The sequence below is a fragment of the Paenibacillus sp. FSL P2-0173 genome, from assembly GCF_038008045.1.
Taxonomy (GTDB): domain Bacteria; phylum Bacillota; class Bacilli; order Paenibacillales; family Paenibacillaceae; genus Paenibacillus; species Paenibacillus polymyxa_B.
On record NZ_JBBOYK010000002.1, the window covers coordinates 1,348,100 to 1,370,914 of the forward strand.

The following is a 22,815-nucleotide window of genomic DNA, read 5'->3' on the forward strand; positions in this document are numbered from 1 at the left end:
CCCTCCATCTCATTTTTGAATGACTTGCAAACTATGGACAGTTACCTATAACGCCACTTAGTTTTATAATAAAAGCAGTTCCTTAGGCGAAGAGGTCAGTACCTTGACACCGTCATCTGTGATCAGCACATCGTCCTCAATGCGAACCCCGCCGAAGCCTGGGATATAAATTCCCGGTTCCACGGTAATGACGTGACCCGGTACGAGCACCGACTTGCTTTCGCGGGACAGCCGTACCTGCTCGTGAATTTCCAGACCAAAACCGTGGCCCAGCCCGTGACCGAACTGCTCCCCATAGCCGTAAGAAGCAATCACATCCCGCCCCAGACTGTCTCCCTCCCGACCGCTTAAGCCGGGACGAAGTCCTGCAATCGTCTTCATATTTGCTTCCAGCACAATGGCATACAATTTCTCATGTCGTTCTGAGGGCTGGCCTACGAATACGGTACGCGTGATATCGGATAGATAACCACGCACATTTGCGCCAAAATCCATTGTGACGAACTCGTTCTGACCAATTTCCTTGTCACTGGCCAGTCCGTGCGGCAGCGCCGAACGCTCACCTGAAGCGACAATGAACGCAAAACCGCCTGATTCCGCGCCTGCGAGCCGAAGCTGATATTCCAGTTCCGCCGCAATCCGCCGCTCTGTAACTCCAGGCTGAATACAATTCAGCACCTCCGTGAAGGCGGCATCGGTAATACGCGCAGCTTCGCTAATGGTGCGAATCTCTTCTTCGTCTTTCACATCGCGCAGCCGTTCAATGACATCCTCCGTTTGTACGTACTCCAACGAGCCCAGCGCGGCTTGTAGCTGTCCCGACTGTTGAAGTGAAACATGCCTGCTCTCCAAACCCAGTCTGTGGACACCCAATTTACTTGTGAGATCGGCCACGGTTTGGAAGATTTGCGCCTCATGCCGAATCACTGAATATTCCACTGCCTGATCTGTTGCCTGCATCATATAGCGGAAATCCGTCACTAAAAAAGCCTCTTCCTGCGTAACAAGTGCAATTCCAGCGGAGCCTGTAAATCCGGTCATATATCTTCGATTAGGCCCATGTGTAATAAGCAGTGCATCTATCCCTAGAGCCGGGAATTCCGAGCGTAACCGGGCCAGTCTGCCTGGAACACCCTGTAACGGTTTTGTCTTTTGACTCTCTTCCTCTTTCACTCGTACGCCTCCTTATTCCACATCTCTTTTCAGGGCATATGCCTTAGAACATACTCTCCACTTGCTTTTGAACACATGTATGCTCTTCTCGCTGCCGCTTTCCCGTAAGTCCTGCACCCAATTCTCCGTCTCTTTTTCAAGCACACCAGCGCGTCTCAGCTTCCTTTTAGCCTTTTATCCCTGTCAATGTGATGCCTTCGATAAAATAGCGCTGTCCGATAAAAAATATCAGGACGATGGGAGCCAAAATTGTGCTGGAAGCCGCCATCAGGTAAGGCCAGTTGGTATTGTTCAATCCCCGAAAAGTCGCTAGCCCCAGCGCTAGCGTAAAATGCTTTTCGTCACTTAAGTAAATAATCGGGCCCAAAAAATCATTCCACACATCAATAAATGTAAATATTCCGATCACGATCAATGCAGGCGAAGATAAAGGAATAATGACGCGCCATAGTACAGTCAGAGGCGTACCTCCGTCCATATAAGCCGCTTCGTCCAAATCGCGTGGAATCGTCAGCATGAATTGTCGCATCAAAAAGATGTTAAACGCCCCTCCACCGAACCATGCAGGAACAATCAGCGGCAGAAATGTATTCAGACCGCCCAGCTCACGCCACATCACGAAAGTGGGAATTAGCGTCACCGCGTAAGGCAGCATCATCGACCCGATCAGCAGAGAAAAGATCAGATTACGTCCAGGCCAGCGTAGGCGGGCAAAAGTAAACGCCGATACAATCGAGGTCAACATCACTCCTGCCAGCACACATACCTCAATGATGAACGTATTCATAAAATACCTGCCGAACGGTACTGAAGTCAGCGCTTCCGGGTAATTGCTCCATTGAAAAGGAGAGGGTATCCACTCTGGCGGGAACACGAAAATTTGGGATGTCCCCATCAGAGAGCTACGAATGAGCCATACAAATGGCAACAGCATTAAAACACTACCTATCATTAAAACGATATACAGTACAACACGGCTGATTGGGAATGGTTTGGAACGGGTGGCGGTAGCAGGACTTCGGGAGCGTTCAGGCTGTGGAAGCGGATGTTGTGGTGTTTCTGAAGGATTGACAGAAGAAGTGACCTGATTCATGAACGTTCCCCTCCTTCATAGTGGACCCACTTTTTGGATGTGGAGAAAATCAGAACCGTTAGGACCATGATGACGAAAAATAAGATCCAGGCCAGCGCTGAGGCGTAGCCGATTTTAGTCTCCGTAAAGGCCGTACGCCACAAGTAGAACACATAGAACAGGGTTGAATTGTTAGGCCCTCCGTTGGTCATAACATACGCCTGATTGAATGCCTGAAAGGTGCTGATTAAAGACATGACCAGATTGAAGAAAATAGTTGGTGTCATCGAAGGAATGGTAATGTGAAAAAATTTGTGCCACCTATTGCCGCCGTCTACCTCAGCTGCTTCATACAGATGGGTGGGAACCGACTGAAGTCCCGCCAAAAAGATAATGACCGTGTTCCCGATCCCCCAGGTGCTCATCATGATTAGCGAGGGTATTGCAGTGTTCTCGTCATAAATCCATTTGCTCCCCGGCAGTCCAACACCCTCCAGCAGCGAATTTAACAGACCAAAATCCGGGTTGAACATCCATAGCCACAGCATCGTGTTGGCAATACTCGGTACAATGGTAGGTAAATAATAAATCGTACGGAACACCGACAAACCCTTCACCTTTTGATTTAATAACAGCGCAATGATAAAAGCTGCCGCCAAGCCTAGAGGTACGCTACCCAGTGCATAATATGTGGTCACGAACATGGATTGGGAAAAGGTAGCGTCCTCAGTCAAAATGGTTCGGTAATTGTCCAATCCAATAAAGGTCATCTGTCCACCAATCGTCCAATCGGTTAAGCTGAATACGAACGAGGCCGCGATCGGTCCAATTGTAAATATCATTAATCCGAGGATGGCAGGAAGCGCGAATAGCAGACCCCAGTTTCGCTCCATACGCATCATTCCTGATTTTGGTCGCTTCATGGGCCGTTCTCCTTTCGCAGCTGTCCCGCCGCATTATTCATCCGGGTATACTCCTTGAAGCAATGGCTGAATGATAGGTTCCAGTTCATCCAGTGCCTGCTTCGGCGTCCTCTTGTTCGTCCAAATCAGATCCAGCCCTGGGGTCAGCTTGGAACCGATATCAGGCCAGTTGCGAAGGGTCGAAGTTGACGGCTTGATCGCATAATCTCTGGCATACTCAATGCCAGCCTTTTGAAATTCCGGTGGATGTGCGGCATTATTTGTCCATGACTGGATGGCCTGCTCATCGATATAATATTTTTCCTCGATAGGCATCCAAAGACCGGACTTGAACAAATCCACCTTTTCGGGATTGTTATGATACAAATAAAATTCGAGCGCTTCCTTCGGGTGCTTGGTGCTCTGGAAAATGACCGTGGCTCCCGCAACAATCATCGTTTTGGGCTCTTTTAGCTTCGGCAGAACGCCGATACTCCATTGCAGCTGCTTGTTGTTCGAAAAATCGAGCAGGGACCATGTCCCGTCTACCACCATGGCGACCTTTCTTGTCTGAAGCCGAATCGTATTGGACGGCATGTCCTGCTGCTGGATCAAATCAGGAGAAACATGCTCCTTGAAAACCAGATCCTGCAACTTCTGAAAGACCTCCACCGACTCAGGACTGTTCAGGGTGTACTTCTTGCCCGTTTTGTCAGTCAAACCTCCACCGTTGCTCGCTAAAAGGGGCCCCCAGGAGCTGCGGTCATTGCCGAAGGCAAAGCCGTATTGCACAATATTTTTCGGATCAAATCCACTGTCTCCCGGATGCTTGCCGCTCTGATCCTTGGTCAGCTTTTTGGCAATTTCCAGAAATTCATTCCATGTCCACGCTTTTTGAGGATCAGCCGGAGGGACGGGTACCCCTGCTTCTGTAAACAACTCCTTGTTGTAAAATAACTGCATCACTTCCAATGCGGTGTAATTTCCGATAGACTTGCCAGGTTCGCTGTAGAGATAGGAGGATTTGAGCTTGTTTTTTAATTCGGGATATTCGTCATAATAAGAGGATAAATCCAGGAGTCTGCCTTCACTTGCCCATTTCATCGTGAGGGAATCGCCCAAGTAGGCGATATCAGGAAGCTGATTGGCAGCCATTAACGTGTTAATTTTCGTCGTGTAGTCACCAGGGACATGCTCGCCCTTCACCCGAATGTTCGGGTGGGATGTATTAAAGCTTTGAATCATTTTTTCCATCGCCTGCTTCTCGTCATTGCTTCCCCAGTACATGAACTTGAGTTCGACCGCATTGGGATTAGCCGGTTCGCCAGCGTTACCACTGCAAGCCGTCAGCCCTGTCAACATCGCCGTCATCACGAGAGCCATCCATGTCCGTAACCTTCGTTTCAGCAAATCAACCGGCCCCTTCCTGAACTGGTTTCTCCTTACAAGCCTATTATGCGCCGAGAGCCCAGAGCCGACCACCCAACGACTCCAGACTCTCTTTGTTTTGGTATGATTTTTTTAACAGCGCGTTTACAAAAATGTTTTACGAAACTCCGTCGGGGTCAGTCCGGTATGCTTTTTAAAGGCAATGCTAAAATAGTTGGTATCTGTGAATCCCACAACCTCCGCTACCTCCGCCACCTTGCGATTCGCGTCCAGCAGCAGTTCTCGGGCTCGCTCAAAGCGAACACGCGTCTGGTAGTCGGCGAAGCTTTCACCTGTAACTTGCTTGAAACGGGCACTCAAATATTTGGGGCTCATATTCATGTACTCTGCAAGACGGTTCAGCCCGCCATCCTCCTGAAGATGCTCCCGAATCCATTCCTTGGCCCGTTGGAATTTGCGTGGAATCCCCTTCTCACGTGATTCTCGGACATGACGACCCACCCGAACAAAATAGCGCGATACATAATCAATCATCTCGGGCCCATGCCGTAATCGGGACAGCTCCAACAACGGGTCCTGCTCCTGCATGGACGTTTGTCCTACAGATGCATCACTCTGAACGATCCGCATGACGAACAGCACGAGCTGAGTGACAATCATTTTCACCTGCTTGACGGGCAACCCTGCCAACTGTCCTGACCATTCCTGTAAAATCGCATGTACGGCAGCATCATTGCCTGCTCGAATTTCCGTAATCATTAGCAGTTCCTTCTCCAGTAATTGACTGCTGTTCGGCTCGGCCGCCTGAATACTCTCATAGGGGATGATCTGGCTATAGCCCACCCACCCCCGATGCTCTGCCGCTTGCACAGCTTCCTCATACGCTTCGGGAAGTTGCTCCATCCGTTGTACGGGACGGCTAATCCCGATGGACACGCCCTGGCTCAATCGTTCCTGCACGGCCTGCCGAATCTGCTGTGCCGTCCGTTCCGCCGCCCTGCAAGATGCCGTCGCCAGCAGCACAACATGCCGATCGCGGGAAACCGCCGCACCATGCGCCTTCGCCCCGGCTGCTGCCGCAGCCTCCCCAGCCAGTCCGGCGAATACATGGCTGCTTTTATGCATGGAACCGTGTGGCTTGCTAGTGGCGGTTGCCTCCTGCTGCGACGCCTCCTCCAGCTCGCAGCACAGCACGGTATAAGGCGGCCCATTCGTCTCGCCGAAAAATCCCAGCCCGTCCATCTCCTGAATGACCTCGGCTGCAGGACGCCGCTGCTGGAGCAAATCCAGCAGTAGATGCTCCCTGTACAATGGCTCCAATGAACGATGGCGGTGAATGGCTTCCTCCTCGCTTCTTCGCCATTGCGCAATGCGATCCTCAGCCCGGCTCAATGCCGCTTCGAAATCCTCGCTGGTCACCGGCTTGAGCAAATAATCGACCGCTTGAAGCGAGACTGCCTGACGAATATATGTCATAGATTCGTACCCTGTCAGGAATAATAACGGGGTCTGCTGATCCTTTTCCCGAATGGTTTTTGCTACGTCCAGTCCACTCATATCCGGTAAATTAATATCCAGTAAAATCATGTCCGGTCGCTGCTCCGTATACAAACGTAATGCCGTCGCGCCGTCCTCCGCCACATCACTGACTTCCACTGACAGGCCACTTTCCGCCACCATCAGCTTCAGTCCTTCCCGAATATGATATTCGTCGTCCACAATCAGCAGCCGGTACATGCCTTCCTCCCCTTTCTTATTCGGTTCGAATGGGTGCCAGTAAAGTAACCGAGGTGTACTGACCCGGCTCGCTTGTCACGGACAGTCCATATTGCGGACCATAATGCCGAAGACGTTCATGCACATTGCGCAGCCCAAAGCCAATAGCATTCCCCCGTTCCGCATCCAGCGACTTCCGGATATCGTTCAGACGCTCGGCTCCAATACCGCCCCCATCATCACTGACCGTCAAACGCAACATATCCCCTTCCCTTGTACCGGATAACATGATATAGCCACGGTCGGTACGCCCTTTTAAGCCGTGGTAAATAGCATTTTCGACGAGTGGCTGGAGGATTAGTTTGGGTACATAAAATCCGCAAATATCCTCCTCGACCTCGCAAATCCACTCGAACGAATTCCTAAACCTGAACTGCTGCACCTTCACATAGGCGCTTACATGCTCGACTTCCTGTCCCAAACTGATTTGCTCTCGGCCATAACTTAGCGAAATGCGAAAGCATTTTCCGAAGGCACCGATTACCTCTGCCATATCCCGTTGCCCATTCGCCAAGGCCATTCCCTTCAGGGATTCTAGCGTGTTGTACAAAAAATGCGGATTAATCTGCGCCTGAAGCGCGCGGAACTCAGCCTGCTTACGCGACAGCAACGCTTCGTAGACTTGACCGTACAGTTCATGATTTTTTTGCATCATATGAAGAAAACGCTCCCCGATCTGCCCTACCTCATCCTTAGGATTAAAAACAACGGAAGTAGGAGCTTCGAAAGCTTGGGCTGAGCCTGTAGCGCTCACACTCCCATCGACCGCCATTAATCGGCTCAATTGAAGCAGGGGGCGACGAATCGTGTCACTCAGCCGATAAGACAGCATCCAGCCCAACATCAGTGCAATCAAAAAAGTCCAGATGGTCCAGGCACCAATTTTCCGCGCATCCTCGAACAGCACAGACTGATCGACTTTTTGCAGCAGCGTCCATTGTCCTTCATTTAACGGGCCGTAAGAGATCATCGTCTGGCGCCCGTTCCATGTTCTCCAGTCCTTCGTAAGCACAGGCCTATCCACAGCCGATTTGGCAATCTGCCGCAATAGCGCTTGATCCGCAACACCCTGCTCCGGCAATCGGTATACAGGCTCGCCCTCCTGATCCAGCACCCACATCTGGGTATTGCCATCTGTTTCATGAAAAGCAAGCCCCCGAAATAGACTGGCCTTGTCGATTTCCAGCAGCAAAAATCCGAGTGGTGCATAATCTCCAGTCGTTTTTCGGAGCAGTTTCCCCACATAGATGCGATCCTCCGCCATCCCGCGTCCGGATTCAAACGGCGAATGAGCCATCCACATCATGGGCCGCTCGGCGAGTAGGCGGCGATAGTACACACGTGCTTCCTCTAATGTAGGAAGGCCGCCAAAACGGACCGAAACATTCCCCTGATAGAGAGAATGCTTGAGCCCGCCATTGGCGGCATATATGAGAGAGGACGTGATATACGGCTTGGTCTGGGTTTGCGTACGGACAACCATACTGAGGGTTTCATCGTTCCGTAAATATTCATAATCATCTTCCGGCTTGGTCTCCAGTGTGGACTGCACATCAGGATTGCTGAGAATGGCATTGGTTAGATCATTCAAATCGGAGAGCGTCGCATTGACGTAATTTTCACTCATTTGCCGGGACTGCATAGCCAGCGCTTCCGACTTCTCACCAAGGGAATGGGCCGCGATCCGGTAAAAGGTAAAGGTCAGCACCACCATCGGAATGACGGTGAGTACCAGCGTCAGTACAATGAATTTCCCACGGATTGTAGGAATCCCGGCGAACTTTTGACGACCACGGCCTCCCATTCATCTGCCTCACTTACACATAGGCTGGGAGCCATGTCCCGTGGGCTGCAATTAGGTCATCACACAGAGAAACGATATCATCCATGGACAACTCTGCGGACGTGTGCGGGTCCAACATAGCAGCATGATAAATGTGCTCCTTTTTCCCGGTGATTGCAGCTTCAATCGTTAACAGCTGGGTATTAATATTCGTCCGGTTCAGCGCAGCGCATTGGGGTGGCAAATCCCCGACAAAGGTTGGCGTAACCCCGTTACGATTCACCAGACAAGGTACCTCCACACAGGCTTCCTTCGGCAGATTGGTAATTAAGCCTGTGTTCATCACATTGCCGCCAATGGCAAAAGGCTGATTCGTTTCGATCGCCTCAAATATATAAGAGGCATACTCGTTTGACCGTTCATGACGCAGATCCTGATTACCCAAAAGCTCTTCACGCATCGTTTCCCATCGTTCAATCTGGCTCACACAGCGACGCGGGTATTCATCCAAAGGAATATTGAAGCGCTCGATCAGCTCAGGGTATGCCCGTTTGATAAAATACGGATGATATTCCGCGTTATGCTCGGACGATTCCGTAATGTAATAGCCGAATTTTAGCATCATTTCAAAGCGCACCATATCATGATGCTTTTCCTGTTGCTTAGCGGCGGCTCGTTTTTTAATCTCAGGATACAAATCCACACCGTCCTTGCTCACTTCGAGCAGCCACGCCATATGATTAATGCCTGCGATTTTTGCCTTTACACCTTCCTGCTCCAGCCCGAGGCTTTTAAACAGTTCCGGTATACACGCCTGCACGCTATGACACAGCCCTACCGTACGGACACCGCCATAAACGTTCATCACATTCGTTAGCACTGCCATCGGATTCGTGTAGTTGAGAAACCATGCATCTGGGCACACCTCGCGCACATCTGCCGCAAAATCGAGCATCACCGGAATCGTACGTAAATTGCGGAAAATACCGCCAATACCAACCGTATCGGCAATCGTTTGGCGCAGGCCATATTTTTTAGGAATTTCAAAATCCGTAATTGTACACGGATCATAGCCGCCTACTTGGATGGCGTTTACCACATAGGTCGCCCCACGCAGTGCTTCCTTGCGATCAGTGTAGGAGCGAATCACACAGGTACTCCCTGTTGTTTTTTTCAAATTGGATAAAATATTTTCCGAATCTTTTAGCCTTACAGGGTCAATATCGAACAACGCCAACTCAAAGCCCTGCAAAGCAGGCGTCAACATACAATCGCCAAGCACATTTTTAGCAAATACCGTACTGCCTGCACCCAGAAATGTAATCTTGCTCATACTTTTTCCCCCCATTCACATTTTTGTTCGCAGCTTTGCACTCCAAATGCAAGGATACCCACCGCCACTCTCCCCTTTACAGGAGGAAAGTGACGATGGGAAAGGTTAGTCATGACTATGCGTTGTTGCCTCCCATCAGGATACCCCCGCTGATTTAGCGGAGCTAATAGGCCGAAGCGGTAAGGCAGATGTTACCGAGGGTGTCGTAGTTGACGAGGTTACTGAATTCTCCGGACTAACCGGTGTTACCGATGAATCCGCAGCCCCAGCCTCAATCACAGTTACCTTCGCAATTGCCTTTAACTCTGTCCCTTCTACTTTACCCTTCAACTCAAACGAACCTGGAGCAGCATATTGTGCAGGGTCTATATCCTCCCATTCCACAGCCACCCATTTGGTGGAGCCTTCTCCATACGTAGCTTCCACGACGCTTGGCAGTTCGGGTTTTTCACCTGCACGAGTCGTCACGTTTACTTCTTTTAAAGCCGTGATTTTCTCGGCTCCCGTTAGGTTTTGTGCTGTACCAGAGGCCAGTCCTGCCACCTCGGTTGCATTCAAAGCACGGCTGTAGATACGGAATTCATCCACCAGACCATTGAAGTACGGATCAGGGTACTGAGATTTGCCGATGAAATTATTTTTGGTCTGACCCAGACTGGTAGGATTCAAGGTCAGGTTGGTATTGCGTCCCACTTCTTTTCCATCCACGTATAAAATACCTGTGGAACCCGAAAGCGTGACCGCAACATGCTTCCATACGCCTGTTGGCAGTACAGGGCCTTCAATCGTCTGCTCCTGTCCCTGCCCGTTGCCTTGGTTGGTAATGGCAAACAGCATGGTATTTCCTGCTTTAGGCGTCAGGAACATATATTCATTCGTCCCGGAGCCAAAGTCAAAAATCCGCACATAATCGCTCAGGCTGTTCGCTTTGACCCAGCCGGATACAGTCAATTGCTGTGTCCGACTGACAATACCCGCCGGAAGCTGCACATAGCTGTCCTTGCCGTTCAGGCTGACAGCATTGCCTGTTTTACCCGCAGCCCATGCAGCCGTTCCCTTCACGGCAGCATCATTGCCACTGTCCGATGAATCCGCAACTACAGAACCGCTTGTTTCATCAAACTTGTAAACTGCAAGCTGTTCAAGTAACGGAGCCGCCGGTTCAGCTACCACCGTTACTTTGGCCTCCGCTGACAACTGAGAATCGCTGGCTGTCAGCTTGAACACATACGTTCCTGGCTCGGAAACATTCACCTTTGTGCGCAGCGATGTTTTGTTACTGAATGTGACCTTCGCGTCCTGTGGTCCTTCGATCAGACTCCACTCGCTCGTCACCTTACCTTGTGGAAGTCCATCATCCGTAGCCGTGCCTTTCAGAATGATCTGATCCGGCAGCTTTACCTTCGAATCTTTGCCAGCATCCACGATAGGTGCTTTGTTCGGATCAGGTGTGGTCGGTGTCAGCTCTATCGTATAGGAGGATGCTGTACCAATCTCCAATTTAAGTTTGTTGGTGGTCGCATACGCATTAAACTTTCCTTGCGATTGACCGCCCACTTTAACCAGATACGTTCCTTTCTTCAAACCGTCAAATGTAACGTACGTGGAATGGGCTTGGCCCGGCGTTTGATTTTTCAGTTGGAACCATACATAATCCTTGGATGTTGCCAACTTGGCTTCTGTATATTGGTCCTTTTCCAGCTCGATATACAGCTTTTCCGTGATCAGATTGACCCGCTTGAACAGGCCATCCAGTGGCTTGATCGTATACACGTTGCCGCTTTTGCTCACCTCTGCACCGTAGCCCGTCAATCCAAAAATAGGATCAATCGCGATATCAGCACTTAATGTTTTGAGCGCACCGAACAATCCGAGATCAGCCTCACCGCTCATGCCGCGCCAGCCGTTAAAGAGCGGAACATTTTTACCGCCGCCAGTGCCGTTCGTGCCGTTATTGCCTTTTTCCGCTTGATACGTCCATGCGACCGCCCCGATGTTTTCAGGGTCGGAGCTGATTTGCCCGGAGTTAATCGCTCCAACATTGGCAATTTTAGCTGCATAGGACAACCGCTGTTGTTCCTCACGGTGATTGTCCTCATGATGGCGAATCCAGTCATCCATCGCATATCCGGCAAGCGAAGTCGTGTACTGGAAGTTAAACCAGTTCTCCCCGGTAATCGTCACCGGATCGGTGTAGTAGTACCATACGGGCATATGACCGCGTGCCGCACGGGTTTTGGCATTAATTTTACTCATCATTTCCAGGGCTTTACTTTGCTCGCCCTCTGTATCTATATTCTGCTTGGCTAACGTATATACAGCCTCTTCCCCTGTATTGTCATAGCTATATTCAGAACCGTAAGGATACTTTGTATTTTTAAAATTGTTATATTTACGATCCATTTTTTCCTTGAGATCATTCGCTTCATCATCATAGCCTTCATCATGAAGTGCCTGAATAATATCTGGTGTGGTCAGTTCGCCCATCAAACCTGTTTCCCAGTTGTACGCGACTGGCCCTTCATACAATGCTTTGAAAATGTTATACGCCCGCAGCAAATAGGTTTCCTTTGGATGCTTGTAAGTGACAAGATCCGGGTATTCCTTGGCAATCTTGTACATGCTGAAATACGTGTTGTATACGTGCGGATACGCATACCCTCGATAGGTCGGTGTATCGTTAGGTTCTGGCATCAAGAAATCATGAATTAAATAATCCTCATGATGTCCGTTCATCAGATTTGTCCAGATCGCCGTCTCCAAATAATCGTCTACTGCCCGCACCTCTTTGGCGACTGGAGACAGTGTGTTTTTCTCAGCCAGGAACTGTCCGTGGGTCAGACCCCAATCGTCTCCCCAGCCCCAATAGCCGTTAAAAATGTTGCGTTTGGATTTGGTATGCATCATCCAATCATCAAATACCTTGTCGCGCAGATCACCCGGTACATTCCATTGGGTTTTGTCGACCATAAATGTAGCATGCCGTTGCAACGCCTGATCAATCGGCTCGATGGCATAGAACTGTAACACCGTTTTGTTGCCGTTGCCGTATTCTACCGTTATGAAGTTCGGACCCAGCTTAGTAAATTTCAGTTCATAAATGTAATGTCCTCCGGCCTTGCTATCTGTCTGCGGAATAACGGTTCCGTCTGGATAGGTTACTTTGCTGATCGCCTGCTTGGAACGCAGGTCCACCTTCGCCTTTTGATTCGTAGGCACGATCATGCCGGGTACGACTGTTGTATCCACCAAGTTTTCTTGGTACAACGTATCTTTTACATCATGCTCGTCCTTCACCGCCAGAAACTTGAAGCCATAGTTTTTGCTTTGACCAGGATTCAGGATCAGGCTTGTATTGGGCAAATACCCCCGATTCGTGGACTTGATGACATTGGAATGAATATAAAATACATTGAGTCCTTCCAGCCATTTGCCTTCGTTGGCTGGATTCCAGGCCCATTTGCTGCCCGGATGCTCCTCATCCCGCCAGTGATCCTGATATTCAAAACCCGCACCTGTTGTGGAATCAGGAATCAGCAGCAGGGAAGAACCAATGCCGCTGGGACGCCCAGCTGTAATATAGGAGCTGTTATTGCCGACAAAGGAATGCGTCACCACTCTAGTTTCGTAGATCGCATCACCGTTGGTCCACTGCTCATTAAAAGGCAGAGGCAAACCGAAATCGCCAATCTCCAATTTTTTTCCACTTGTATTCTGCACCTGTATATTCCACAGCACCGAACCATTCGACTCTGCCGAATACGTTTCAATGACTTTAAAATTGCGTATGCCTTCTGCGTTAGTAGAATTCTCGTACGTGACAGTGACACGGTTACCACTGGTTGTGATCTTACGTGCGTCTGCCGACTTGTTCGTCCATGCCTTCGTCCAGCTGCCTCCATCCAAGCGGTACGTGAACATCAGCTCCCCTAGCCACTGATGATCTGCGGTGTTCTGCTCAGGTGTAACCGTTGCGTTCATCACGTACTCTGTCGGGAAAGCATCTCCCTTGATACGTATGGATGAAATTTCACCGTGCTCACCTGTCTGAATCGTCAGCTTGTCATTGGATAGTTCATGGGCCTCTGCCGTATGCGTCCCAAACAACACAGACGCTGTGGTTAAAAACAAAAATGCCGCCAATATTCCCTTAAATTTCATCAACACGGCCTCCTTTTGGATCTCGGGGTCCTGATTTGCTTGCCAATCACCTGAAGTCTCTTCATTTCGCCGCAACCCCCTTGGAAATGTAAGCGTTACAACTCTATTGTACAAATCCTTGTCCATTGGTAAAATCAACATTTTCAACCGATTTATATAGGATTTCAACCTAATAGAGGGATACTGTTAGATCGGCAATCAACCAAGCTACGACAGATTTATCTGAATTAAGATTACTGATGATGGAGAGAAAGAAATTTAGATAGGGAGCAAGGAGGCATTTTTAGATATATCGGGGTGTGATCAGATTATACAAACGGACACTATAAAATCGAGAATTTATTTTGAGCTGCTGTAGTGGGGAATCGATACGTTGGGTTTTCAGATGCGAGGGTATTTATTAAGATAGTTTCGCTCCTAAGGTAGAATTTGGAGTCTGCGTATGTAAAGAATTTTGGGGATAGGGTATGGGGAAAAATCTGCTGAAAGCATTTATAAACTGGGCTGATTCCAATGGTATGCTTTGTATTGGTCAACCCCCATTTTATAGAGCTAACAAATCATATCTATCCCATAGCAATAGCAAGAGGCATGTAAACCGTACAAATATAAATACTGCCCCAAAATCTATTTTTAGGGCAGTATCAACATATCTCATTATTTTTCTATTTTTATAGTTCTTGAATTGTTGGACGAATAATCATCTCATTAATTGCTACATCGGCTGGCTGTTCAATTGCAAATGCTATGGCACGAGCAATGTTAGAAGGCTCGATAGCAATTCTCATATCCTCATTAATTGCTGTTTTTAACTCTGAGTTTGAAATTGCTGCTGTTAATTCTGTATCAATCGATCCTGGCGAGACAATAGTCGTTCGAATATTGTTGATACACTCTTCTCTACGAAGGCCTTCTGTAATGGCACGCACAGCAAACTTTGTACCACTATAAACTGAACTAGCAGGGAATACTAAGTGCCCTGCTATAGAGGAAACGTTAATGATATGCCCTTCTCTTCTTTCTCTCATGGATGGAAGAACGGCAGCAATACCATAAAGTACACCCTTTATGTTAACATCCACCATCAAATCCCATTCTTTGATTTTCTTTTCATGAACAGGGGATAACGGCATGACTCCTGCATTATTGACCATTACGTCTATTTTTCCAAACTCTTTAAGCGCATAATCCGCTAACTCTTCCATCTGCTCATGTGAGGAAACATCCGTCACTTTATAAACAGCTTGCCCGCCATTATTTTGAATTGCTTCTTGCAGCTTTTGCAAACGAGCTTCACGACGAGCGGCCAGTACCAGCTTCGCACCTTTAGAGGCAAGTTCTTTTGCAGTCGCTTCTCCAATTCCACTTGAGGCACCTGTAATAATGACAACCTTACCTTCAATATTTGACATATAATTGACATCCTTTCTTAATGAATACGTGATAACGATAAAAATGTTATTCTTCGATATGAAACCATGGACCTGAAGCTTGGATGACACCCCAAAGTTTTTCCGGAAGCTCAAGCTCACTAACTTTTGAAGCCTTTATCGCTGTTTGGATTTCAGACTCTTGTCCACTTTGAACCTTTTCTACCCAGTCTGGATTCATGATTAACGTATGACCAATAGCCGCTAAGGACAGCCCCTTATCTAAAGCCGTTACAACGTCATCCGGAGTGTCCATAGCACCAGCTGCCATTACAGACAATCTGCCATTTACATGTTCTATAATTAATTCAAGATATGTTTTTTCATCCTGACTATCGAACGGCTTTAACGAGAGCGCATTTACGAGTGAAGCATGCACATAATCGACACCTTCTTCAATCAGGTGATCAATTAATGTATAGGTATCTTTCATTCGCAGACCACCTTCAATTGGTTCATCAGGAGAAAGCCTGTAACCCAATATAAACGGTTTTGTAGCAAATTTTCGAATCACATTTTTCATTTCTTGAATAACCGCCAACGGAAAGCGCAAGCGATTTTCTAAAGAACCTCCCCATTGATCCTCACGTCTGTTGAAGAATGGAGAAAAGAAGTTTTGCAGCAAAAATCCATGTGCACCATGAATTTCAACGCCATCAAATCCTGCTTCAATGGCTCGTCTTGTTGTTTCTCCAAATGCACGAATTACTTCCATGATCTCATCATGTGAAAGTGCTCTCGGCAAAACAGAAGGAGCAAATGCCGTAGCTTCAGTCTGTACAGCACTGGAACTTACCACATCTCCATTTGGAGTTAAGGTCGGAAGTGCTTTGTTGCCTGCGTGGAAAACTTGAAGTACCGCAGGAGCTCCTCCACTTTTCGCCGCATCGGCTAATTTTCGTAAACTTGGAATAAATGTATCGTCATAGCCTGCAAATTCATGCGTAAAACCTATACCGTTTGGTTGGACATGCGTACAGCCTGTTATAACCAAACCTACACCGTTCACTCTTTTTTTATAATAATTTACTTCTTCATCTGAAATCGTGTAATCGTCATTACTGGCCCAAGTTGTCATAGGCGCCATAATGACTCGATTTCTAAGGTCGATTCCATTTTTGAGTGTAAAGGATTCAAATAGTTTGTTATATTTTGCGTTCATTTTCTAACCTCTTTCTAGTTATTCATTTATAAACTGTAGTAATTGTTGTCTTAAGTTAAAGCATTTATTCGCATTCCCAGAGGAGATTACCAGTTGATGAGCGCTCACAACATTGGTACAATGACATCATAAAGTATTCGAGTAACTCGAAGTCAATAGCAAGGAGGTTCGAAATTTTGAATCAGACATTACATGAACCAAAATATACGGTAAAAGATGTATCTGAAATAACTGGCCTTACAAAACATACGATCCGTTACTATGATGACCAACAATTAATACCTTTCGTTTCGAGAGACGGCAGAAACAATCGCTTATTCTCTGAACATGATCTGGATTGGTTGCGAATGGTGCATTGCTTTCGTATTTCAGGATTACCGATTTCAGAAGTCAAACATTACATTGCTATGTGTTTGCAAGGTGATGAGACGATTCCTGAAAGGGCTGAGCTTGTTGTAAAACAAGAAAAAGAACTAGAAGCGAAGATCCATGAGTACAACCTTCAATTAATGCACATAAAAGAGAAGAAGGCTTACTACGAAAGTGTTTTGGCTGGTCAATTAGACGATACCTGGAATCCAGTTAACAATAACCCAGAATGTGGAGAAAAGTACGATATACCGGAACATATCAAATCAGCGTCAAAAGTTCATGCTTGATCTTAGAAGATAGTCTACGGCTTCGAGTACACTCGAAGTCAATTTTTTTGTGTATTTAATTTTGACGGATATTGCACCAATCTGCCTGTTACTTCAATGAAAGAGGGAGCATTTGCCGCGGCAGTGTGCTCCCTGTTCTAAATTCAACTATCGTTTTCCGTTAGTTGAACCCCGAATTAAATTAAGTTGTAGGTGGTAGTGAGAGGATTAGGCAAACATTTGGCACGAACGGGATAACGATCGCTTTGTCATCTGGTGCATAATAAGGATGTGAAGTGGGTGTCTGTTATGAATATGGATTGTAGTTGATTTACACATAATAATTAAAAATACTGGAGGATTTTATATGCAAAAAGTAACTTTGAACAATGGTGTTGAGATGCCTATACTCGGTTTTGGTGTTTATCAGATCCAAGATGCAAATGAATGTGAACAAAGTGTTTATGACGCTATTATGGCAGGCTATCGGTTGATAGATACCGCTGCCTCTTATTTAAATGAAGAAGCAGTTGGCAGAGCGATTAATCGAAGTGGCGTGACAAGAGAGGAGTTATTTATCACTACGAAACTTTGGGTTCAGGATACTGGTTATGAGCGTACAAAAAAGGCATTTGAAAAATCACTGGAAAGATTGCAGTTGGATTATTTGGATTTGTATTTAATTCACCAGCCATATGGAGATGTGTTTGGTTCTTGGCGCGCTATGGAGGAATTGTATCGTGAAGGAAAGGTCCGTGCAATCGGCGTTAGTAACTTCCATGAGGATCGCCTGATCGATTTGATTATTCATAATGAAGTAGTTCCTGCCGTAAACCAGGTTGAAACGCACCCATTCAATCAGCAAATTGAAAATGCAAAATTCATGAAAGAGAATAACGTTCAGATCGAATCCTGGGCGCCTTTTGCTGAAGGGAAAAATAACTTGTTCCAGCATGAGATATTGGCAGCCATAGCTGAAAAGTATAATAAATCCGTTGCTCAGGTGGTTTTACGCTGGTTGACACAAAGAGAAGTTGTTGTGATTCCAAAGTCCGTTCGTAAAGAAAGAATTATCGAAAACTTCGATATCTTTGACTTTGAGTTAAGCCAAGAGGATATGGAGTCGATTACTACGTTAGATACGAAACAGAGCCTGTTCTTTTCACATCGCGATCCTGACATGGTGAAATGGATCGGTAGCCGTAAACTCGATATCTAACCCTCTTTCAAAAGATCACCCGTAGGTTTTGATTACGCCAAAAGAACCAACAATTTAACAATAACCGTTAGAAGTATGGAGTAGATGCCCTAAGGAAATCTACTCCTCTTTTTCGTTTGCGGTATCAATGTATTTATTGAACTATCGTTCCCCGTTAGTTTAATACATTTATCAAAGAAGGGACGTCCCCCATCACAGATGTCTGGAGAAACGCCCCTGTCGGCGGTGATCGCTACAAAGCAATACATTTATGTCGTAGGAGCACAATGTCCCCGTACCAAATTATTGCACCGCAGAAATATTGAGGGCGGCCTCTATTTGATATTGGCATTATTATCGAAAAATACTGCATTTCTTTCCCTCTATGCAACCTGCGTAATAACAAGGTGCGCGGAAACTGGTCTTGTTCCTCCAGCTAATGGAGTGATCGTGAGTGCCGCGGCATTGCCAGCAGGATTTCGCACTGTGAGTACTGAATTAATGACCGTTGTTTGTACAAGAGCCATTCCTACTATTTGAGAAGTACCTGTTGCACGCCCGACCACCGTATAAGCCAGGTCAGCGCCGTTGAGTGTTAAAATGAGTTGACCCGGTTCGTTTACACCTACCTGAAACAAAACCTGATAAGTGCCAATTGTAGCCAAGTTAAAAGAACTCGCATTTATACGGGTAATTGCAGTCCCACTGATTGGACCATCTTGCGGAAAACTCACGTCCGTGTCGGGAGCAACAGTTGCTGCATTATCAGGAGGCATCAAGGCAAAGAAATCTGCAAAGCCTAATACTCCACCTGCTGGTCCTGCTGCTCCTGCTGCTCCTGTTGCTCCTGTTGCTCCTGCTGGACCTGTTAGCCCTGCTGCTCCCGCTGGCCCTGCTGGTCCTGCTGGTCCTGCTGCTCCTGCTGCTCCTGCTGCTCCTGCTGGTCCCGCTGGCCCTGCTGGTCCTGCTGGTCCTGCCAATCCAGCTGCGCCAATTGCTCCTGCAATCCCTGCAAGTCCCTGTGGGCCAAGTGCTCCTGCAAGTCCTTCGGGGCCAAGTGCACCTATCGCTCCTGCAATCCCTGCCAGTCCTTGGGGACCAAGTGCTCCTGCAAGTCCTTGAGGGCCAAGCGCCCCAAGTGCTCCTGCAATCCCTGCAAGTCCTTGGGGACCAAGTGCTCCTGCAAGTCCTTCGGGGCCAAGTGCGCCTATCGCTCCTGCAATCCCTGCCAATCCTTGGGGGCCAAGTGCTCCTGCAAGTCCTTCGGGACCAAGTGCTCCTATCGCTCCTGCAAGTCCTGCCAATCCTTGGGGGCCAAGTGCTCCTGCAAGTCCTTGAGGTCCTGCTTCTGCAATTGCTCCCGCAAGTCCTTTAAGTAATTGCTGACCTTTAGGTGGGGGACACGGTACCCGCACTATTTTTTTAATAACTAGAAGACGTCGTTTCTTTTTTTTCCCTTTTGGATGGCAAACAATTGCGGTTTTCTTTTTGCACGATTTTTTTTTATACAGAAAACTCAACAGTTTCTTTTTTCTTTTCTTTTGGATGGCAAACAATTGTGGTTTTCTTTTTTCACGATTTTTTTTATCCGGACAACTCAACAACGACACCTCCCTATAAAGATAGTTTAGTGTACGTGAGTTGTTTATTTTAGGCATGGACGAATAGCCGGTTATTCGCTAGACTAAAAACCATTTTTAGAATATTGGGTGTTTAGTAGGGTGCTGTTATTTCACAAACCACAACACTCTTTCAGTATGATTACAAAATTTAATCATCCTTCACTGCGTCAACCAAAATCACATTTGGGTCTCTTTTTGTACCTCACAGTGGCAGTGTGCTCCCTGTTCTAAATTCAAATATCGTTTCCCGTTAGTTGAATCATTTCTGTGATTGATCCACCTTGTAGATTCTTCTGGTAAGCGCCTGGCATCATCTGTCCATAATATTTGGAGCTGTTTGCGGGTTTTTGAGTGCAGGCAGTAGAATGCCATCGATTAGCGCTGTGAAGAGAGGCTTGTCGAACGGTTTGCGCTGGATGAGTCCGCGAAAAGAAGCCACTGAAGTAATGACCTGACAAGCCATCTCAATGTCCGCGTGAGCGGGAATTTCACCGCGGACGACGGCTCGGTTCATAAGCTCGCGGTTCACAACAACCCATGGCTCGAAAATCCCGGCTGTTCCTGCTTCGGCAAATTCCGGATGCTGCAAAAAGGAGCCTAGGCCCGCTAGGACACGAAATTTTCGTTCAATCGTAGAGCTTTGTCCTTCGGTACACGGTGAGGGTGACACAGGATTTGTGCCGAGACTGATCAACATTGCCAAAACGAAGGGCTTCTCAGCCTATGTGGAAGAGGGGACCAACCGCTGGCCGGCTGTGCACCGCCTTGACGCCGCACATCTATACCGCCTTGCGTTAGAAAAGGCGCCCGCAGGTTCACGACTAAATGGGGTCGCAGATGAAGGAGTGCCATTTCGCGACATCGCAAGTGTTATCGGTAAACACCTGAACGTGCCTGTAGTCAGCATTTCCCGTGAAGAAGCAGACACCCACTTCGGCTTCCTCAGTACACTTGCAGCGCTCGATATCCCGAGATCAAGCGTTGCAACTCAGGAACTTCTGGGATGGCGGCCTGTGCAGCCTGCACTAATCCACGACCTCGAACAGTCTCACTACTTCAACAACTGATTGGAGGCGAGACCGAGAATCGATCATGGGCCGCTTAATAAAGCACTTGAGAAAAGCGAAGCAAGACATAGACTAGCAACAACATGTATGAAATAGAAGTTTGGATATTAAAACACGAGATCAACACGAATGTATACCACACTGAGTGTTGTTATCTTCATTCGCATCGAACTATTCTGGCTAATCGTATTGTTAGGTCACTTCCCCCAAGAAAATTTTTCGTCTTTACTTATGGTATGGTTCACCACGTTGGCTGAAGGGCAAGTTCTCGAAAAATAGCCTCCTTATCAGAGACTACCCGCGATCTTCCTGTATGATAATCATATGATAAGCGGTATCTTTCCCTATTATTTCCAGCATTCTCTCAATCAAAATTGCTTTTCATCATTCCTTCAAAGAAAGGGCCATCCTTTTGCGGGATAGCCCTTTCTTTGATTTCACATTTTTTTGCAAAGAGAATAAGGGGATGGATTCCTCCGTTTGCGCTTTTGCTTACTTTAATATTGTCCTTTAATTACAAAAGAAGCCCCGGATTGTTCCAGCTAGTTTAGACTCCTGCCTAGCAAACTTAAACTTCTCTTCTAACTCTTTTGGTACCTCCATCCCCTCAGAAAGCTTAAAACCAACGGCCCGCTTTTTAGAGTCATCCACCGTATACATGACATTGATTGCAAGACCATCCTCATAAAAAACGTAGGTGAATTGGATATTTTCCACTTGAAAACGCGACGTTTCTAAAGGTTTAGCCGCAAACGCATTATCATGTTCTTCTATCAAAATTCGGTTCACATAATCAAGGCTCTCCTGGCTTTCGCTAGCGGGTACAACCGTAAATTCATACTTGTATTTATTCATAAAATAACGGGCTTCATTAGCACGTAAACCCGCAAGCGCTTCTGCTACAGGTGAAGACTCTAAACCAACCGTAGACACATCTTTAAAATCAACCAGATACGACAATTTCTATTCCTCCTCTTCTCTCTTTACGCCCTAACAGCAGGAGTCCACATTTCACCAAAATCGATTCAAGAGAAGATTTGAATGGCGAATTTGTTAGTTAGTTTGTTAAATAGTGTTCACATAGACTGGTATTCACCAACACCGCTTTAAATATTCGACCAGCGAGACAATACGATGCTGCCTATAGTTCCTTGAGGTCGGGAAATTAAGGACTCAGAGTATGTCCTACCAAAAAAATCTCGGCCTGTGCCCTGTACTTCCATTAAGGAGGTTCAGATTCACAAGCCAAGACATTTTCATTCATGATGGTGGCCGTTAGGCCATGTTTGTTTGGGAAAACCCCTCTGCATGGAAGGGGAATACCCGCATACGTAAACCAAATGAGTACGAAGCCTATGTGCTCGGCACCACCCGAGCGACTTCTTCGTTACCCGGATCGGATATCTTCAACTGTTGAAGTAGTGACCCTGTTCGAGGTCCGGGATCAGAGCGGGGTGTACTGGCTGCTTCTCAGACGAAGATGACTCGGTCAGCGCTTCGCTCAAAGCCCATTGACCGATAGTTAAGCAGATTGAAGGTCTGGATCTGGAGCGGTTGCTTCTCTCGCCGATAACAAAGTTAGGTTGCGGGGTGCAGGAGGTGGGGCAATTTCTGATGAGATTTTCTGTCTGCATGCTGATATTTCCTTCAAGAACTGAACTGCGAACTGAAACTTAAGTATATGGAGGAGATCAGAAAATAAGAATTCTGGAAGTTGCCTATGTATGTTAATAACGCAAAGGAACGGAGGAGATTGCCTTGGAGTTTCTACTGGTTGTCATGTGGATAGGAATAGTTTAAAAGTAAAAAGAAGAGATGGCATAAAAATAAGCCATCTCTTCTTTTTCATCTATATAAAGCGGGTTATGGGAATCGAACCCACGCTACCAGCTTGGAAGGCTGGAGTTCTAAATTGAACTACACCCGCCATTAATTTATCGGGACGACACGATTTGAATACACGACCCCCTGGTCCCAAACCAGGTGCTCTACCAAGCTGAGCTACATCCCGAAATAGATGCCGGTGAGAGGACTCGAACCTCCACGGTTTCCCTCACGATTTTGAGTCGCGCGCGTCTGCCAATTCCGCCACACCGGCTTATGAAGTTA

Annotated in this window: 15 protein-coding genes, 3 tRNA genes and 1 pseudogene; 3 read left to right on the forward strand and 16 right to left on the reverse strand. The window is 47.2% G+C overall.

The window, feature by feature from the left end; translation table 11 throughout:
* Window positions 1-63 precede the first annotated feature (63 nt).
* The 10 genes from MKX30_RS16290 to MKX30_RS16335 form a co-directional block, all read right to left on the reverse strand.
* On the reverse strand, window positions 64-1,173 hold the full coding sequence (locus MKX30_RS16290) for a M24 family metallopeptidase (protein WP_028543238.1): 1,110 nt from the start codon (window positions 1,171-1,173) through the stop codon (window positions 64-66).
* A gap of 166 nt (window positions 1,174-1,339) precedes the next feature.
* The gene (locus MKX30_RS16295) at window positions 1,340-2,266 is read right to left on the reverse strand and encodes a carbohydrate ABC transporter permease (RefSeq protein ID WP_023987249.1); all 927 of its coding nucleotides are present in this window, start codon (window positions 2,264-2,266) and stop codon (window positions 1,340-1,342) included.
* Window positions 2,263-3,168, reverse strand: coding sequence for a carbohydrate ABC transporter permease (locus MKX30_RS16300; RefSeq protein ID WP_025718934.1), 906 nt, complete (start codon window positions 3,166-3,168; stop codon window positions 2,263-2,265). The genes MKX30_RS16295 and MKX30_RS16300 overlap by 4 nt, the downstream gene beginning before the upstream one ends.
* A gap of 33 nt (window positions 3,169-3,201) precedes the next feature.
* A complete protein-coding gene (locus tag MKX30_RS16305; protein WP_341062997.1) occupies window positions 3,202-4,557 on the reverse strand; it encodes an ABC transporter substrate-binding protein in 1,356 nt (451 codons plus the stop codon).
* Between the two features lie 123 nt (window positions 4,558-4,680).
* The gene (locus MKX30_RS16310; protein ID WP_053324747.1) at window positions 4,681-6,273 is read right to left on the reverse strand and encodes a response regulator; all 1,593 of its coding nucleotides are present in this window, start codon (window positions 6,271-6,273) and stop codon (window positions 4,681-4,683) included.
* Window positions 6,274-6,289: 16 nt separating this feature from the next.
* Window positions 6,290-8,116, reverse strand: coding sequence for a cache domain-containing sensor histidine kinase (locus MKX30_RS16315; RefSeq protein ID WP_053324746.1), 1,827 nt, complete (start codon window positions 8,114-8,116; stop codon window positions 6,290-6,292).
* 13 nt (window positions 8,117-8,129) lie between these two features.
* On the reverse strand, window positions 8,130-9,428 hold the full coding sequence (locus MKX30_RS16320; protein ID WP_053324745.1) for an alpha-glucosidase/alpha-galactosidase: 1,299 nt from the start codon (window positions 9,426-9,428) through the stop codon (window positions 8,130-8,132).
* 135 nt (window positions 9,429-9,563) lie between these two features.
* Window positions 9,564-13,589, reverse strand: coding sequence for a DUF5695 domain-containing protein (locus tag MKX30_RS16325; RefSeq protein ID WP_341062998.1), 4,026 nt, complete (start codon window positions 13,587-13,589; stop codon window positions 9,564-9,566).
* 671 nt (window positions 13,590-14,260) lie between these two features.
* Window positions 14,261-15,001, reverse strand: a complete 741-nt coding sequence (locus tag MKX30_RS16330) for an SDR family oxidoreductase (protein ID WP_341062999.1) — start codon at window positions 14,999-15,001, stop codon at window positions 14,261-14,263.
* A gap of 46 nt (window positions 15,002-15,047) precedes the next feature.
* On the reverse strand, window positions 15,048-16,181 hold the full coding sequence (locus tag MKX30_RS16335) for an NADH-dependent flavin oxidoreductase (RefSeq protein ID WP_076157685.1): 1,134 nt from the start codon (window positions 16,179-16,181) through the stop codon (window positions 15,048-15,050).
* Window positions 16,182-16,357: 176 nt separating this feature from the next.
* Between MKX30_RS16335 and MKX30_RS16340 the strand changes: the two genes are divergently transcribed.
* Both MKX30_RS16340 and MKX30_RS16345 read left to right on the forward strand, forming a co-directional pair.
* A complete protein-coding gene (locus MKX30_RS16340; protein ID WP_023987240.1) occupies window positions 16,358-16,840 on the forward strand; it encodes a MerR family transcriptional regulator in 483 nt (160 codons plus the stop codon).
* A gap of 346 nt (window positions 16,841-17,186) precedes the next feature.
* Window positions 17,187-18,038 (forward strand): aldo/keto reductase, encoded by an 852-nt coding sequence (locus tag MKX30_RS16345; protein WP_023987239.1) that lies wholly within the window; start codon window positions 17,187-17,189, stop codon window positions 18,036-18,038.
* Between the two features lie 362 nt (window positions 18,039-18,400).
* Here MKX30_RS16345 and MKX30_RS16350 read toward each other — a convergent pair whose 3' ends face one another.
* Together MKX30_RS16350 and MKX30_RS16355 are read right to left on the reverse strand one after the other, a co-directional pair.
* On the reverse strand, window positions 18,401-19,540 hold the full coding sequence (locus MKX30_RS16350; RefSeq protein WP_445671563.1) for a collagen-like protein: 1,140 nt from the start codon (window positions 19,538-19,540) through the stop codon (window positions 18,401-18,403).
* 409 nt (window positions 19,541-19,949) lie between these two features.
* Complete coding sequence (locus tag MKX30_RS16355) at window positions 19,950-20,336, reverse strand: TetR-like C-terminal domain-containing protein (protein ID WP_341063013.1); 387 nt, start codon at window positions 20,334-20,336, stop codon at window positions 19,950-19,952.
* Here MKX30_RS16355 and MKX30_RS16360 point away from each other — a divergent pair.
* On the forward strand, window positions 20,317-20,706 hold the full coding sequence (locus MKX30_RS16360; protein WP_226887791.1) for a hypothetical protein: 390 nt from the start codon (window positions 20,317-20,319) through the stop codon (window positions 20,704-20,706). The two genes, MKX30_RS16355 and MKX30_RS16360, sit on opposite strands and share 20 nt — an antisense overlap.
* A gap of 497 nt (window positions 20,707-21,203) precedes the next feature.
* On the opposite strand, the pseudogene MKX30_RS16365 reads toward MKX30_RS16360, so the two are convergent.
* From MKX30_RS16365 to MKX30_RS16380, 4 genes and pseudogenes are all read right to left on the reverse strand, one after another.
* A pseudogene (locus MKX30_RS16365) lies at window positions 21,204-21,666 on the reverse strand (phage tail protein).
* Window positions 21,667-22,563: 897 nt separating this feature from the next.
* Window positions 22,564-22,633, reverse strand: a tRNA-Gly gene (locus MKX30_RS16370).
* Between the two features lie 10 nt (window positions 22,634-22,643).
* Window positions 22,644-22,717, reverse strand: a tRNA-Pro gene (locus tag MKX30_RS16375).
* A gap of 7 nt (window positions 22,718-22,724) precedes the next feature.
* A tRNA-Leu gene (locus tag MKX30_RS16380) sits at window positions 22,725-22,804 on the reverse strand.
* Window positions 22,805-22,815: the final 11 nt, after the last annotated feature.